The sequence below is a fragment of the Streptomyces exfoliatus genome, from assembly GCF_000725545.1.
In the GTDB taxonomy this organism is placed as follows: Bacteria; Actinomycetota; Actinomycetes; order Streptomycetales; family Streptomycetaceae; genus Streptomyces; species Streptomyces exfoliatus.
Map to the genome: position 1 here is coordinate 20139 of NZ_JNZP01000047.1, position 15276 is coordinate 35414.

Annotated in this window: 15 protein-coding genes and 2 pseudogenes; 8 read left to right on the forward strand and 9 right to left on the reverse strand. The window is 70.3% G+C overall.

Features of this window, described 5'->3' with window-relative positions; all coding sequences use genetic code 11:
* Positions 1-5 precede the first annotated feature (5 nt).
* The 3 genes from IO20_RS0132620 to IO20_RS0132630 all read left to right on the forward strand — a co-directional run bounded on the left by IO20_RS0132620 (position 6) and on the right by IO20_RS0132630 (position 2945).
* A complete protein-coding gene (locus IO20_RS0132620; protein WP_037636842.1) occupies positions 6-650 on the forward strand; it encodes an ArsR/SmtB family transcription factor in 645 nt (214 codons plus the stop codon).
* Entirely contained in the window at positions 647-2020 is a 1374-nt protein-coding gene (locus IO20_RS0132625; protein WP_037636844.1) for an MFS transporter, read from the forward strand. The genes IO20_RS0132620 and IO20_RS0132625 overlap by 4 nt, the downstream gene beginning before the upstream one ends.
* Positions 2021-2255: 235 nt before the next feature.
* Positions 2256-2945, forward strand: a complete 690-nt coding sequence (locus tag IO20_RS0132630; protein WP_037636852.1) for a recombinase family protein — start codon at positions 2256-2258, stop codon at positions 2943-2945.
* A gap of 181 nt (positions 2946-3126) precedes the next feature.
* Here the strand turns inward: IO20_RS0132630 and IO20_RS0132635 are convergent, their stop codons facing one another.
* The 3 genes from IO20_RS0132635 to IO20_RS0132645 all read right to left on the reverse strand — a co-directional run bounded on the left by IO20_RS0132635 (position 3127) and on the right by IO20_RS0132645 (position 7193).
* Positions 3127-4413, reverse strand: a complete 1287-nt coding sequence (locus IO20_RS0132635; RefSeq protein ID WP_078946276.1) for a vWA domain-containing protein — start codon at positions 4411-4413, stop codon at positions 3127-3129.
* The gene (locus IO20_RS0132640) at positions 4410-5666 is read right to left on the reverse strand and encodes an AAA family ATPase (protein WP_051875069.1); all 1257 of its coding nucleotides are present in this window, start codon (positions 5664-5666) and stop codon (positions 4410-4412) included. The genes IO20_RS0132635 and IO20_RS0132640 overlap by 4 nt, the downstream gene beginning before the upstream one ends.
* 129 nt (positions 5667-5795) lie before the next feature.
* Positions 5796-7193: a hypothetical protein gene (locus tag IO20_RS0132645; RefSeq protein WP_030556426.1), complete on the reverse strand. Its 1398-nt coding sequence runs from the start codon at positions 7191-7193 to the stop codon at positions 5796-5798.
* A gap of 273 nt (positions 7194-7466) precedes the next feature.
* Between IO20_RS0132645 and IO20_RS39225 the strand changes: the two are divergent.
* A pseudogene (locus IO20_RS39225) lies at positions 7467-8318 on the forward strand (IS5 family transposase).
* A gap of 12 nt (positions 8319-8330) precedes the next feature.
* On the opposite strand, the gene IO20_RS0132655 reads toward IO20_RS39225, so the two are convergent.
* The 4 genes from IO20_RS0132655 to IO20_RS0132665 all read right to left on the reverse strand — a co-directional run bounded on the left by IO20_RS0132655 (position 8331) and on the right by IO20_RS0132665 (position 11092).
* Positions 8331-8681, reverse strand: coding sequence for a hypothetical protein (locus tag IO20_RS0132655; protein WP_030556435.1), 351 nt, complete (start codon positions 8679-8681; stop codon positions 8331-8333).
* A gap of 80 nt (positions 8682-8761) precedes the next feature.
* Positions 8762-9574, reverse strand: coding sequence for a hypothetical protein (locus IO20_RS0132660; RefSeq protein ID WP_030556437.1), 813 nt, complete (start codon positions 9572-9574; stop codon positions 8762-8764).
* Between the two features lie 617 nt (positions 9575-10191).
* A complete protein-coding gene (locus IO20_RS42475; RefSeq protein WP_078946277.1) occupies positions 10192-10647 on the reverse strand; it encodes a transposase in 456 nt (151 codons plus the stop codon).
* A gap of 79 nt (positions 10648-10726) precedes the next feature.
* On the reverse strand, positions 10727-11092 hold the full coding sequence (locus IO20_RS0132665) for an iron chaperone (RefSeq protein ID WP_030556439.1): 366 nt from the start codon (positions 11090-11092) through the stop codon (positions 10727-10729).
* A 909-nt stretch (positions 11093-12001) separates the two neighbouring features.
* On the opposite strand from IO20_RS0132665, the gene IO20_RS0132680 reads away from it, so the two are divergent.
* Genes IO20_RS0132680 through IO20_RS0132690 form a run of 3 tightly spaced genes read left to right on the forward strand, consistent with a single transcriptional unit; the run spans position 12002 to position 13648 of the window.
* On the forward strand, positions 12002-12262 hold the full coding sequence (locus tag IO20_RS0132680) for a hypothetical protein (protein ID WP_030556443.1): 261 nt from the start codon (positions 12002-12004) through the stop codon (positions 12260-12262).
* Positions 12234-12764, forward strand: coding sequence for a DUF6879 family protein (locus tag IO20_RS0132685; protein ID WP_030556445.1), 531 nt, complete (start codon positions 12234-12236; stop codon positions 12762-12764). The genes IO20_RS0132680 and IO20_RS0132685 overlap by 29 nt, the downstream gene beginning before the upstream one ends.
* An 11-nt stretch (positions 12765-12775) precedes the next feature.
* The gene (locus IO20_RS0132690; RefSeq protein WP_030556447.1) at positions 12776-13648 is read left to right on the forward strand and encodes a helix-turn-helix domain-containing protein; all 873 of its coding nucleotides are present in this window, start codon (positions 12776-12778) and stop codon (positions 13646-13648) included.
* Positions 13649-13696: 48 nt separating this feature from the next.
* Here IO20_RS0132690 and IO20_RS0132695 read toward each other — a convergent pair whose 3' ends face one another.
* Positions 13697-14416: a hypothetical protein gene (locus tag IO20_RS0132695; RefSeq protein ID WP_245685135.1), complete on the reverse strand. Its 720-nt coding sequence runs from the start codon at positions 14414-14416 to the stop codon at positions 13697-13699.
* A 62-nt stretch (positions 14417-14478) separates the two neighbouring features.
* On the opposite strand from IO20_RS0132695, the pseudogene IO20_RS41805 reads away from it, so the two are divergent.
* Positions 14479-14641 (forward strand): annotated as a pseudogene (locus IO20_RS41805) (IS630 family transposase); the annotation flags it as partial.
* Positions 14642-14859: 218 nt separating this feature from the next.
* Here the strand turns inward: IO20_RS41805 and IO20_RS0132700 are convergent.
* Positions 14860-15276, reverse strand: a 417-nt coding sequence (locus IO20_RS0132700; RefSeq protein WP_211270461.1) for a hypothetical protein, incomplete at its 5' end; no start/stop codon positions are given.

Here is a 15276-nt window from a genome sequence, read left to right on the forward strand (position 1 = left end):
CCGTCATGATCAGCGAAGAGCAGAAACGCGTACTCGATCCCGAGCGGGACGCAGCAGCCCTGAAGGCCCTCACGCACCCTCTGCGCATCCGGCTGCTTGGGATGCTGCGGCAGGATGGCCCGGCCACCGCGAGCGAACTCGCGGTCAGGACTGGGGAGTCATCCGCTTCCACCAGTTATCACCTGCGGGTGCTGGCGAAGTACGCGTTCGTCGCCGAGGCCGAGCACCGTGACGGGCGGGAGCGCCGCTGGCAGGCGGTGCACTCCGTGACCTCCTGGAGCAACAAGGCAATGGAGGCCGCGCCGGGCAGCCGCGCCTGGGTCAGCCTGTCGCGCCGGGCCCAGATCGAGCACCTTGAGGCATCTCTCGCCCGGCATGAGGCCGACATCGCCGATGGGCGGCTGGGCCAGGAGTGGGTGGAGCCGTCCGGAATCAACGACCTGATGCCCCGCCTGACCCCGGAGTCGCTCACCGAACTCTGGGAGGTGCTTGGCCGGAAGCTGGAGGAACTGACTACCCGCGACGAAGAAGATCCGCGCGCAGCGCAGGTCGTATTCCTCACCGCCGGGCTGCCCTTGGCACCGCGCGACCCCGCCACTGCGGCGGACGCCTCTGCCACTGCGGGGACAGACACCGAGGACGCGTCATGACCGGGCCGCTGGGCATACGCACCGCACGCCGTCGCTACATCACGGTCTGCGTTCTGTTCTGGCTGCCGCTGGGACTGAGCATCGCTCCCCTGATCATGCTGTTCACCGAGCGCGGCATGGCCATGGCGGCCATCGCGGGCTTCTTCGCCGCACACTCCCTCACCGCTGCCGCGCTGGAACTGCCCACCGGAGGACTGTCCGACGTCCTCGGACGCCGCGCTGTTCTGGCCGCCGCCGGCCTGCTGAACCTGGCCGCCTTAACCCTCGTGGGCCTGGGCACTGCTCCCTGGCAGCTCGGCCTCGGCATGGCCCTCATGGGCGCGGGCCGTGCCCTGTCCAGCGGACCAGCCGAAGCCTGGTACGTCGACACCGTCCAGGCGCACTCCGGCCCCGACGCCGAACTGCGCACCGGACTGGCCCGCGGCGGCTCCGCGACATCCGCCGCGCTCGCCACGGGCACCCTGCTCGGCGGCGCCCTTCCCTGGCAGCTCGGCCTCGGCCCCGACCTCGGCGCCAGACTGAGCGAAGCAACGTCCGAGCTGGTGCTGCCCCTTTCCGTCCCGATGCTGCTGGGCGCAGCAGTCGAGATCGCCTTCGTGCTGTATGTCCTGACTGCTCTGCGGGAGCCGCCCCGACCGGCAGCCACCCTGCCCGACGTACTCCGAGGCATCCCGGCCACCGTCGTGGGCGGACTGCGGCTGGGGGGCCGCGATGCGCTGGTCCGCCGGGTGTTCCTCAGCGCAGGGGCCGCTGGCAGCGCCTTGGCCGCGATCGAACTGCTCACGCCGGGCCGTGCCGCGGCCCTCACGGGCGCATCGGAGTCGGGGGCGGTGCTCTTTGCCGCACTCGCCTGCGCCGGATTCATCTGCGCGGGTATCGGCAGCCACCTTGCACCACTGACCGCTCGGCTTGCAGGCAGTGGTGAGTATGCGGTCATGGTGAGCCTCGGCGCTAGCGCGAGCGGCCTGCTTCTGCTCGGCGCCACCGCAGCGTTCACAGGAGTGGCCCCCATGGTCCTCGCGGCCATCGGCTACGGCCTGGTCTACCTCGGGCTCGGCGCGGCGGGGCCGAGTGAGAAGGACCTCTTGCACCGCCGTGTCCCAAGTTCGGGCCGGGCCACCGCGCTGTCCGTCCAGTCTCTCGCTCTGCAACTGGTGGGAGCGCTCACCGGCTTGATCATTGGTGTCCTTCCATCAGGCGCGCCGCCCTGGCTGCTGGGAGGCACCGTGCTGCTGGCAGGAGCTCTCCTGTGGGTTCACCACAGCGGGACCACACCCCCGACTCCGGCGGCAACGCCTCAGCCCCACGCCGTGTCGTCCTCCCCGAGCACCGCTGGCTCCGACCACCATCAGCAACATGCCGATCAGTAGCGCCGGGACCAACAACCCGCAGACCGCACAAACGCACGGGTGCCCGAAAGGCGCCGCGCATGTTCGCGAACACACGACTCGTTCGCACGGCGCTCATCTATCGACCGATTGATGAGCAAGATCGATCAGTACCGGTTCACGGCCGGATCGGCACCGGATCATGCACAAGAAACGGTGTCAGAAAGTCGATGTGCTCAAGAATCCGGGCAGCACCGTTTTCTGTACGATCTGGCGGGTGCAGCAGCTTCCGGACGACGACTCCGCCGATCTCCTCGCTCCCGTCCCAGCCGACCGGACCGGCGATCTTGTGGGATACGCACGCGTGTCCACCAGGGGCCAGTTGCTCGACCGGCAGATCCGCGCACTCACCGATGTCGGATGCAGCCGGATCTTCTCCGACAAGAAATCCGGCAAGAACGCCGAACGCGAGGAGCTGTGGAAGGCCCTCGACTATCTACGGCCCGGCGACACCCTCGTCGTCCCGTCGCTGGACCGGCTCGGCCGCTCGATCCAGGACCTCATCGCGATCGTGTCCGGCCTACGCAAGCGCGGCATCGGCTTCGCCTCGCTCCACGAGGCACTCGACACCACCACGCCAGGCGGGCGCCTGGTCTTCCACGTGTTCGCGGCCCTCGCGGAATTCATCCGCGAACTCATCGTTCAGGGCACCAACGAGGGCCTGGACGCCGCCCGCGCCCGCGGCGCCCGCCTCGGACGACCGCCAGCCATGACGCCCGAGCAAGTACGTCACGCCCGCGACCTGCTCACCCGTCCCGAGAACACCGTGACCTCGATCGCGAAGCTGCTCGGCGTCTCCCGCAACACCATCTACAACTACGTGCCCGAACTGAAGGGCGGCCGCCAAGCGCTCGCCGAGGCGACCACCACGGCCGAGCTGCCGCGGCCGGCCAAGCCCAAGGAGTGATCACCGCCGTTTGCGGCTGGTGACACGGTTCTTACCGGCACCCCGACTCGAATGCCGGTCCCGGCCCGGACTGGAGGGCCAGACCTGCTGACGTGTCGTCCGGCGCCACGAAGAACTTCACGATGGTGCTCACCCGGGGATCACCCCCGACTGCCTACAGCCGTGATCGGCCGGACAGGTCCTAGCCGATGGTCACCACGCGCGCCCAGTCGGGCGGGACGTCCGGCTCGTAGTCGGGATCGTTCTCGATCCACGCCCTGCGGCCCGATCCGGCGCGGGGGAACAGCCCCACCACCGTCCGGCACGAAGGCCGTTCGTCCGGCCAGGGCGTCTGTCCGTCCGTCAGGACCACGATGACGTCAGGCCGGGGCACCGTCCGCAGCGCCCGGACGAAGCCGGTCCGGAGATCCGTACCGCCGCCCCCCACCAACGGGATGCCCTCAGCACTGCACAACGGATGCACCGTGCGGGCCGCCGCGTCGCAGGACATCACCGTCACCAAGTCGCGGCGCCCGCCCACGGCCCGGGAGATCGCGGCCACTTCCAGGAGCGCGCCGCCGAGCTCCGCGTCGCTCACCGAACCGGAGGTGTCCACGATCACCGAGACCCGCGGCGGTCGGCGCCGAAGGCTCGGCAGCACGGCTCCCGGCACCCCCGCCGAGCGCCGCGACGGCCGCCCGTACGAGTAGTCCTCGCCCGCCCCGGCCGCGGAGGCCGCCGAGCGGACCGCCGCCCCCAGCAGGTCCCGCCACGGCTGCGGCGGGTGGAAGACCTCCTCGGCCCACCGCTTCCACGCCTTCGGCGTCGTCCCGGGGCGGCCCTTGACGGCCTGCGCCACCCGGAATCGGACGGCGTCCTGCTGCTGCTCGCTGAGCCCGTCCGCGCCGTCAGCCCCCAGCTCCCACTCGCGTTCCAGCCCGTCGGCACCGCTGCCGCAGTCCAGCCAGGCGAGGTGCTCCATGCCGGAGCCGAGCCCGATCCGGCGCAGGTAGTCCTCCATCAACTCTCCGGAGGCCAGCCCCAGGGAGCCCGGGGTCACCGCGTCCTCCGGCATGACGAGCCCGTCCCCGAACACGTCGTCGTTGATCTCGCAGTCCGCCGCGATGTTCATCAGCAGCCGGGCACCCGGGCCGGTCAGGCCGCGCTCCCAGGCGACCCGGTCACCGCGCCCGTGGTGGTCGCGCAGAAGGTGCGCCACCTCATGGACCCAGACCCCGGCGAGTTCCTCCACCGGTGTCCGCCGCACGAAGACCGGCGACACGTAGCACCGCCAGTACCGGTCGACGGCCATGGTCGGCACCCGTCGGGACTCCACGACGTGCAGGGCGAAGAGCGCGGTCGCCAGATAGGGCCGGGCCCGGACGGCGAACAGCCGCGCGGCGAAGAGCTTGTCGAGGTCGAGGGCGGGCTCGGACACCGCGCCGGAGCGCCCGGATGCGCCCGCGTCGGTGCCCGTGACCTGGCTCATCGTGCGCCCGCGGCGGAAGCCACGCCGTTCACCCGCCGTGCGCCGCTCCCAACCAGGGCCGCGGCCTCGTCCGCACGCCGGGACAACGAGACCACGCCGGCAAGCCGTTCGATGGTGGGAGGGACGTCCCACTCCGCACGGCGGAGCCCGGCGAGCGTGGTCGCCGGGACGACGACCAGGTCCGGCGCGCCGGTCTCCGCAGCCCGGGCGAGCAGCGCCCACGCGGCCTCCCAGCGGGCCTTCTCCGGGCGCGCGCCGACTGCGGACACCACACCGTCGAGCGCGGCCTGGCGCAGGTCGCCCCGCTCCGGCAGCTCGGCGCCGGCCGGGTCGGCCAGCAGCACCTCGGGGTCCGGCAGTTCCATGCGGTCCAGGCTCGCAAGCAGTTCGAGCCCCGGACCGTCCCCGACCGTGCCCCTGACCAACAGAGAGAGCACCTCGCGAGAGGAGCCGGCGGCGGTGGCGAAGGCGATCAGGCGCAGGCTCATCTCCCAGCTGCGGGGGGAGGGCCAGGCGCCGCCCCGCCGGGCCTCCCCGCTGGGCAGGCGGTGCACCAGCGAGGGGCGGGTGGCGAGGAGCCCGCACACGGCGCGCCTGGCGAAGTCCACCGCGTGCGGCAGGCGTTCCGGATCGAGCCGGGGGAGCGTCGCCTGCGGCCAGGTGCCGCCGAGGCCGCGGACGACGACGTCGTGGTCGTGGGTCCACTGGAGGTGCACGAAGCGGTTGGCCAGCGGAGGGCTCAGCTCCCAGCCGTCGGCGGCCGAGGCCCGCGGGTTGGCGGCGGCCACGATCCGCACCGCGGACGGCAGCCGGAGCGCGCCGACCCGCCGCTCCAGGACGAGGCGGAGCAGGGCTGCCTGCACCGCTGGCGGAGCCGTCGACAGCTCGTCGAGGAACAGCAGACCGCGGCCCTCCTTCACCAGCCGTACCGCCCAGTCCGGCGGGGCCATCGGGACCCCCTGCTCGGCGGGGTCGTCACCGATGACGGGCAGCCCGGAGAAGTCGGACGGCTCGTGCACACTGGCGATCACCGTCGTCAGCGGAAGGTCGAGGGACTCGGCGAGCTGGGTCAGCGCGGCCGTCTTGCCGATGCCCGGCTCACCCCAGAGGAGTACGGGCAGGTCGGCGGCGACCGCAAGCGTCAGGGCCTCCAGCTGGTCGTCGGGGCGCGGCTCGGTCGTGGAGTCGCGCAACAGGGCGAGCAGGGTGTCGGCGACGTCGAGCTGGGCGGGCGAGGGGGTGCTCAAGGGCATGGGTGATCACCTGTGTATTCGTTGTCGGTGGGGCGAACCGGCGCTGCCGCTGCGGTCGGCGGCACCGGCACACACCGGTGGTGGCGCGGGAGGTCGAGGTACCGGCGCGTGGGCGGGGTGCCGCGTCGGTCAGAGGGACTGGCTGTGGCGAGGGCGGGCGCGATGACTGCGTGGGCGTTCGGGCCCGGGCAGCACACGGCCCGGGCCCGGGCCGTACAGGTCCGTCCGGTAGAGCCCGTACGCGATCCGCCGCCGGGCGGCCGACTCCAGCGCGTCCCGCAGCGCGCCGTTGCGCAGCGCGGCGCCGGGACCGAGCAGGCCCTCCACGACGGCCAGCGCGCCCGCGGTGTCGCCGTGGTCCAGGCGTTCCCGGACGCCGGTGAGGCAGTCCGGCCTCCGATGGGCCTCGTCGATGGCCTGCAAGCAGGGGAGCGGAGGGCCGCCGAGCGCGACCAGCAGCTCCTCCCGCCGGATCTCGTCGGGGCCGTGGTCGAGCGGAGCCAGTACGCCATCGGAGAGGCCGATCCGGTGCGGGACTCCCCGGCAGTCCACCAGGCGGGGCCGTCCGGGCGGGTCCGCCGCCGGGGCCGGTCCCGCGGGCGGATGACCGGGGGCGAGGGCCGCGGCCACCAGAGGATGCAGCCGCCCCGGCTCGACGAGCCTGGCGCGCAGCAACTCCAGGTCGGGCAGCACCCAGGTCGCGGCGTCGGGCAGCGTGGGCAGCGCCCCCGGTGCCGCCGGGGAGAGAACGGGGACGGCCGTGACCGGTCCACCGCCCGGCGATACGTCGAGCACCAGCTGCCGGCGGGCTCCGAGCCGTACCCTGACCCGTCCGGAGTCCCGTCCCTCCGCCCTGAGCAGGATCCCTGCCTCCGCCGCCCAGCGGTCGACGGCATGGCCGGTCGCCTCCTCGTCCGGCCGCGGCGGATCCGCGGACGGCGCGGTGTCGGCCCCGGAGCGGATCCGCAGCTCGTCGCTGCGGGTCGCGTCCCAGAGATGGCGGTGCAGATCCAGGCGGTACCGCCGGCTCGGGCGCGGATGCGGATGTCGGCGCTCGTCGCCGGCGGAACGGGATCCGTCCCACAGCGCGAGACTCATCCGCTGGCCGGCGTCCGCCCAGGCGGGCGCGGTCCGCACCACGAGGTAGAGCGGTGGGGACGGGGCGTCCCCGGGGGGTGCGGTGTCTGAGTCGTCCTGCCCGCGGGGCCCGTAGCGGGCCAGCGGCACGGTGAGGCCCGGGCGCAGGACTCCGTCGGGAGCGATCCGCGGCATGTGCCAGCGCAGCAGGTCGGGAGCGAGTCGGCGGAGGTCCGCCCTGACGAGGGCGGCGCGTTCCCGCCCGTACGTGCGGGCAGCGGAGCGCAGGTCGAGATCGACGTCGACGCCCGCTGCGGCGCAGGCGCCCGACCAGTCACCGACGGAGCGGCGGAGGCCAGCGGTCTCGATCATGGAGGGCGGCACGGCGAACTCGCGCACGCGCAGCCAGAGGGAAAGGCGGGTATCGCCGTTCGCGGGGGGAGTAAGCATCAGCACTCACCTTGCGCGGACGGGACCCCCGATCTGATAGCAGAGTAGGTCGTCATCACGATGATCGTATCGAGTGGTGCGCGGCGGGGCCAGGTGTTTTCTCGGGGGACGCCGGAGCCGGATGGTCCGCCCGATCTTCGCCCCACCGGCCAGTCGGCGAGCGAGCTGGCGGGGCGGCCGACAGCCCTCGCCGGACGGCCCTGCGCTCCGGCCGGCAGGGCCTCTTTCCGTTGCAGTACTAGGGCGTTTCTTTCCGATCATCGGATCGTTGGTCTGGTCGTGCCATTGACCGACGCGCAGTGGGCGGGGATAGAACCGTTGCTGCCTGATCGGACGCCGCGACGGGGCGGTCGGTGGCGTGATCACCGCCAGGTGATCGATGCGATCGCCTGGAAGTTCCAGACCGGGTCTCAGTGGGTGCACCTCCCCGCCGAGTACGGCTCGTGGAAGGGCGTCTATACGAGGTTGAGGAACTGGGCCATCGATGGCACCTGGGAACGTGTCTTCACCGCGCTGCTCGCTCAAGCGGATGCCGACGGTGACCTGGAGTGGGTCGTCGCGGTCGACTCCACGATCGTGCGCGTCCACCAGAACGGCGCCGGGGCCCGCAAAAAAGGGCTCCGGCTGGTGAGCCCGCCGACCACGCGATTGGACGATCGCGTGGCGGGTTGACCACGAAGGTCCATCTCGCCGCTGACAACCGCTGTCGTCCGTTGTGCTTCGTGCTCACGCCCGGCCAGGCCGGAGATGCGCCGGCGTTCGAGGACGTGATGGCTGCCATCCGTGTCCCGCGTCGAATTGGTAGGCCCAGGATCAGGCCCCTTCGCGGTGCTGGCGGGCAAGGCATACTCGTCGCGAGCCATCCGGGACCATCTGCGACGACGCGGAGTGCGGGCTGTGATCCCGCAGCCTGCCGACCAGATCGCCAACCGCAAACGCAAGGGACGCGGCGGCGGGCGCCCGCCCGGATTTGACCGCGATGCCTACAAGCAACGCAACACCGTCGAACGCTGAATTAACCGCCTCAAGCAATGGCGCGGCCTGGCCACCCGCTACGAGAAGACCGCCACCGTCTACCGTGCCGGTCTCCTCATCGCGGGCATCTTCCTTTGGTCCGCCCGCTGAAGAACAGGCAGCTCACGACCGGAGGCACTCTCCCTGCGGATCGAAGCAGACCAGGCCGTGCTCGCGGGCCAGTGCAGCGGCGTACTCGGATACTTCCTCGGCTTTGCCGTAGGACATGAGCAGGTACACGATCGGGCCCGATGCCTCGTCGATGACTGGGGTCGACGTCCACACGACACTGTGGTCGACGTCGTCCGGGTATCGCGCGACGAGGGCTTCCACGTACGCCACGATGCGCGGTGCCGGAGGCACGGCGACATCGTCCGACTCCAGGTAACGCTCGTAGAGCTCGTCATACGTCGAGCTCGCGGCACGGTTGTCGGATGGACGGTCGCCGTCCCACACAGCAAGGTCGTAGCTCACAGGCGCATCGTCGCAGGCAACACTTTCGCCGCCACCAGCAGGTCCTGCGATCTCTCTGTCAGTGATCCGTAAGAGAGCTCCTAGCCCGCGGCGTCGGCTTCGGCGTGCCGGGCCTCCATCGCGGCGATCACCCGCTGGCGGGCCAGCCGCCGGGCCTGCTTGAGCTTCGAGTCGGCCAGCAGGAGGGGCGCGAACCAGATCCAGCCCCACATGCTGTAGGAAACGGTCCCGCTCAGCACTAGGGCCTTGTTGGTGGCGAAGACCAGCACAAAAGTAGTGGCATACGCGGCCACCCGGTGGCGGACCATGAGCCGGAGCGGGGCCTGCCACGGGCCGGCCAGCAGGTCCAGCGCGGCCGCGACTTCGGCGGCCCGCAGGTCTTCCGGATGGGCGGGCGCCTGGCCGCCCCGCTCCAGCGCTTCAGCAACATCCACGCTGTGGGACGTCAGAGTCGCTCGATCGGTCCGCGCGGCAGCCGTCCTCTCCCGTACGTCCTGCCAGTAGCCTCGCCCGGCCCAGTCGAGCGCGGCCTCCACCCGTGCCGCCTCGGGCGACCCCGCGGGCGCCAGTTCCGCGATCCGCTCCTTGAGCCGATCCACCCGAGCGACGCGACCGGGATACGTCCACGCGTCGGCCCGCAGGCACAGCTCCAGGTAGGAGACGAGCAGTCCGAGGTCGTCCGGCCACTCCGCCAGCCCCGTCTTGTAAGCCTTCTCCGCCTCGGCATCGTGGTCGTCCTCGTCCTCCGCCGCGTGGGCGAGGCCGAGCCACCGGTAGAGCACCGGATCGGGTCCGAGTTCCCCCAGACCGGATTCGGCCACCTTCCGGGCCTTCGCGAACCCGCCCACTGCGAAGAGCTCCTCGCAGCGGTCGGCGTATTCCTCATGTGTCATGCTTCCCGCCCCAGTCGATCAGGAGATCCACTTTCAGCCACACGAACCCGCTGGTCAAGGCACCCTGGCAGGATCCGCAGCTCAGGCCTCACCCCTGCTGCCGCCCGCTTCGACGCACCTGTCATCGCCGGTACAAGCGGCTCCCGCTCTCACGCGTGGAGCCACCGGGCGCTGCTGCTGTGAGGAGACGAAGGCCATATAGCTGCCAGTGAGCCTTTTCCAACCTGGCGCGCGTATGGGGGCGTGAGCCGCCAGCAGATGGTCTCCAGAGTCCTCGGCCGGCTGCGGAGCCCTGGTCAGAAGCTCGCGCCAACTGCGGGGACCCGACGGGCACCAGGGCCCTGACCAGTGCGGATGCCAGGTTGGAAAAGGCTCATCATCTGGCTTCGAACATGATCGACCGGACAGGTCCTAAGGGGCCGGAGTGGAGTGGACGACGGTGGCGGCCAACCAGGTGCTGGCGTTGCCGTGGTGGTCGATGAGGGGGCGAGCTCGCGCACCAGCTGAGTGCTGCCGGTGGCGGCAGGCGACACACCTTTGCTTGCGCGGAGAGCACTGCTCGGTCTCAACCCCCGCCCCGGCCCGGAACCCGAACGGCGGGGCAATCAGCCCGGAAGCTAGGTGCGCGCGAAGGGCTGCGTCACATCCGCTGCCAGCCCTCGTATCCGAATGACCGACTGCCCGCGGCTCAGTCGCGGTCGAGCCGCGGCACCGACGCACAGAAACCTCGGACAACTCCGGCAAGACGTCGCGGATGCCCGCGCAACCCGCTGGTGAGCCCGGCAGGCAGTCGAGTCCACCGAGACCTCCCACTCGATGTGCCCTGCGGAATCCGCTTCGACCTGCAGTTTCTTCAGGACCTTGGCCCAGGTCCCGTCGATCTGCCACCGTCGGAAGAGTGTGTACGCGGTCTCCCAGGGCCCGTACCGCTTGGGCACGTCCCGCCACGGCGAACCCGTGCGCGCCCGCCACCAGATCCCGTCGAAGCACTGCCGCCGGTCCCGCGGCTTGCGCCCCATCCTCGGCAGCGGCGGCAACACCGCCTCCGGCCCCTCCCACTGTGCATCCGTCAGGTCGTCACGAGCCCTCCGAAGATCGTTTCACGACCTTGATCAACACTTACATCCAGACGAAGGCTATGCGTCGCAGTAGTCAGCAGATCTTGCCCGGCCCGGCCGCCGTGGCCCGCAGCAGATCCCGGAGGAGCACGAAGTCCATCTTCTCCGGTCGACGGAAGCGCAGACATCCCTTGCCCATGTCATAGCCTGCCAGCCGCTCAGCGAACGCCTCGCGGACATCGCTGCGCAGTAGATAGAAGGAGATGTACTGCTTCTGGCTCGCGAAGGCGATTTCCCCGATGCCTTCCCGCTCATAGGCGGGCATGCCGTAGGCCATCACCTCGGTGAACCCCTGCAGCTCTGCACGGCACAACTCACGCAGCCGGGTCAGAGCCACTTTGCGTTCCTCAGGTACCTCGGCGAGATAGCTGTCCACGTCTTCCGCCCGGCTTTGCACCATGATCCGAGCGTACGCGGCACAGGCACCCGCTGGAGCGTCGAAGAATGCTTCCAGGCCGCCAAGGGGCCGTGGACGGCCAGCGCTCCTCGCCCACGGACAGGAGTCATGAGGCCCGGTGGCGGGCCATCTCCTGGTACTGCGCCAAGTCGGTCAGGATGTCGCCGCGAGGGGCGGCGAGCTCGGCCGCGTGCGTCGCGCAGGCGTACACGTCATCGGCCGACCGTTCGGCTCCCGCGACCAGCCGGAGCGCTCCCGCGCACTCACGACTCCCACGAGCGCAGCGGATCACCGGTCCGACCTCGGGGTCGCACGCGAGGCGCGGTGACAACGGCAGTCGCATCGCTTCGCGGGGAAAACCAACGTACGGCCGACGCGGACCTCGCCGATTTTGCACCAGGAGTGCTCGCCGAACTGGCAGTCGGGCAGGACCACCTGGCCCGCCTCGCAGGCCATCAGTGACGCACCGGTTCGGTGCGTGAGGCCAGGCCCCGCTGCTCGCGGCACGGCGCGCATGCGACGCGGTGTTCGTCCACAAGCTCAGCGGTTGTGGACGGCCCCCCGTGGAAGTCGCACCAACCTCGCTTGTGGCGGGGGCATCCGCACGGGTCGAAGGGGCTGAAGGCGGGGATCTCGGTGGGGCGCGCGATCTGCTCGTGCGAGACGGAGTCTGTCGTCCCATCCGGTCTCACCCGGTACACCTTGATCGTCATCATGCCTGTGGCTCCCGTCGGCCGGTCAGCGGGGACGACATGAAAGTAGGGAGCGGCTGTGCACGCACACCAGCATTGTGCACGAGTGTGCACAGATTGCTGCGACCTTATGTCCAGGCGAGTCTGCACCCTTGACCGGGCGCCAAAACGAAGCGAAGTTGGTGCACATCAGTGCACAGCCCTGCGAGGGAGGCCGAGCATGTCCCTACAGTTCATCGGCGTAGACCCTGAGTCCGGTCAGACCGGAAGCCCGACCGCGTGGGTCGACGGACAGACCAGCGACATCGTGCTCCAGAGCTACGTCGCCGACGAGGCGACCCGGACCGAGTGCATCGAGAAGAACGCCCCCGGGCACGACAAGACGATCCCCGAGGGCGAGACCGTGATCCGGATCCCCGCTCACATGATCGACATCCTGAGGGAGGCCTGTGATGCCGCCGAGCGAGCCGCGGTTCGATGAGCTCCTCGCCGGCGCACGCCGCACGGCCACCCACCTGGAGATGCGGGACGTCTACGCCGTCCCGGACGAGGCGGACGACTATCGGCGATGGCGAGAGACCGGCGAACGAGACGTAGATCCCGCCTCCGCGTACTGGTCCCCATGGGTCGCGATGGTGAGGGCCGCCACTGCCCGCGGCGTCGCCATGCGGCGCGTACGGATCATCTCAGAGCCGGTGAGCGACTACATCCGGTACGAGCATGCTGGCACCGTGGTGAACGTGCTCGCGGGCGAGGAGGTCCGCTGGCTGCCCAGGCATCAGGCGGTCGGCCTCCTTCTGCCGGCCGTGGACGGCTGGCTCATCGATGACCAACTGCTCGTCAACCACTTCACCGGCTCCGGCACATGGGCCACCCCGCCCATGGAGCTGCGTACCGAGAGCGACCTCATACAGGCCTACGCCGACGCGGTCGAGGCAGCATGGGACCGCGCCGTTCCGCACCACCAGTACAAGATCAGCTAGCAGGAGTGCCCATGTCCGTCTCCCCGTCGTCCTCGGCGCAGACCGCCCGCGAGGGCGTCGCGCGCCAGCTGCGCGAGCTGCGCCAGGACGCGGGGCTGACGCTCGTACAGCTCGCCACCCAGTGCGGCTGGAGCCACTCCAAGATCTCTCGGATCGAAAACGCCAAGACCCCTCCGTCTTCGCCCGACATCGCCGCATGGTGCCGAGCGTGCGGCGCCGAGAACCGGGCCCGCGACCTCGTCGCCCTCTCCCGCGACGCCGAGACCATGTACCAGGAGTGGAGGAGGAAGGCGCGCACCGGGCTGCGCCAGCTCCAGAGCAGCTATCGCGACCTCTTTAACGCCACCCGGCACTTCCGGGTCTACTCGCCCACCCTCGTCCCCGGGCTCCTTCAGACCGAGGGCTACACCCGCGCCGTGCTCTCCAGCAACGCGGGGCTGCTCGGTATTCCGAACGACTCTGCCGAGGCCGCTGCTGCCCGCGCCGAGCGGTCCCAGATCATCCACCGTGCGGGACGCCGGTTCGTGTTCGTCATCGAGGAATGCGCGCTCCGCTACCAGCTCGGCAGCAGCGACGACATGGCCGCGCAGCTCGGCCACCTCCTGACGGCCGGCGCACTGCCCGCCGTCTCGCTCGGCATCATCCCCATGAGCACTCCGAACCGGAGGTTGTGGCCGCAGGAGGTGTTCCACCTGTATGACAACACCCTTGCCTCCGTGGAGCTCCTCTCCGCGGAGGTGAACATCACGCAGCCAAGCGAGGTGGCGTTGTACGAGGTAGCGTTCGAGCAGCTCCGCGGCATGGCGGTGTACGGGGCAGCGGCACGCGCCCTGGTCCTCAACGCCATTGAGGCTCTGCCAGACGCGCAGACCGACGCAGCTTGAACCGAACGACGAAACAGCCCCCTCCGCCGTTGGACATTGTTGAGTGGGTCAAGGCGCCAGCGCGGTGGCCACCTGAGCCAAGCGATCGGCTGACAAGGCGAAGAGGTTGGTGGGGTTGCGGAAGGAGTACTTGCCATCGTTCACGGAGAATCCGTGCCCGGCTACCGTCCAGCGCGCGGGGCCGGGTGCCCCTTGGTCCTCCAGGAGGGCAGAGGCGAGGGTCTCGGGGTCTTCCACGCTTGTGCGGGCGTGTAGCGCACCTGCCAGGCGGCCAACAGCGTCGTCGGGTACCGCATCGTCGCCGAACGCAGGCAGCAGGAGCAACAGACGGGAGTGGGGATCGGTGGTGCTGCCGCCGGGCAGCATGTTGTCCGCAGCTGCCACGAGTTCGGGCCAGGACAGGCCCGGACCCATGAAGTGCCCGTCATCCCGCGCGAGGAGCTCGGCCTGCCCCCAGTCGGGGTGGTGGAGGAGGTAGTCGGTTCCGGTGTCGTCCGGGACAGTGCGGTAGACCACGTGAAGACGATGATCAGCAGCGAGCGGAACCGTGAATGCCGGCCACTCGGCCCGCTCCCAGAGCTGCCTCTGGAAGTCGCCGGCCGCGTCATAGTCCGCGCCGAACAGCAGTTCCTCGGCCTCCTCGCTCTGGATACACGAGGAGAGGTGCCCCAGCCAGAAGAGCGGCTCGTTCAAGAGCCCGACCTGGTACATGAGGGGACCACCGTCGTAACCCGCTATCCGGGCAGGCTGCAGGTCTGCACTGTTCATCACGGGGGACATCATGCCGCCCTGGCTCCGCGTCCTTGAGGCCGGGCGCACCAGCCGATACGCACCCCAACCACTCCGTGCAGTCCCGGGTTCTGCACGCCTACCTGGGCTGGCGCAACGCCAACGCCCGCCACCGCGACGTCTTGGCCGCCGAACGCAAGGAACGCCCGCATCCGCAGCGAGAAGGGCATCCGCTGGGGCGGACGCCCCCTCGCCGCCGATGCCTGCATGACCCGGCGAACCTACGCGGCCAAAGCTAGGCGGCTTCTTTCGGACTGTCGTATCCAGTGGCCCGGCCACGCCACGGCCTGAGCGGGGTGACTCAACGCTCGACGGTGCTCCGTTCCTGTAGGCCTCGCAGTCGAAGGCCGCTGGCCTGCCGCCACGGCTGCTGAGTCAAGGACACTCATCAACCAACGATCAGATGATCCGCAGGAAAAGCTTCAGTACCCGCGGCCCCACCAGAACAGCGTCACCGCCGCTGCCAGCAGGAGACCAGCCCCGGCCAGGAACCTGGCGGCCCTCGGGCGCCGACGCGGGTCCGAGAACGCCGAGAGGAGCAGGAGGGGGACCGACGGGGAGAAGACGAGCATCCCGACCCAGGAGCCGATCAGCGACCACGGCAGCAGCACCGCCGCGATGGTCCCGGTGGCCCACTGGAAGGCGGAGGGCCGGGCGTACAGGAACAGCGGTACGGCGGTCAACATCGTGGTCGCGACCACGAGGGGGAGTACGAAGAAGGGGTCGCCGGAGGCGATGACCGGCGTTAGCGGGGTGACCACGGCGCACGCGGCCAGGCCGACCTGCCACGGATGAACACTCTCGCGCGCGGTGACCCGCATGGCCGCCCCCAGAATTCG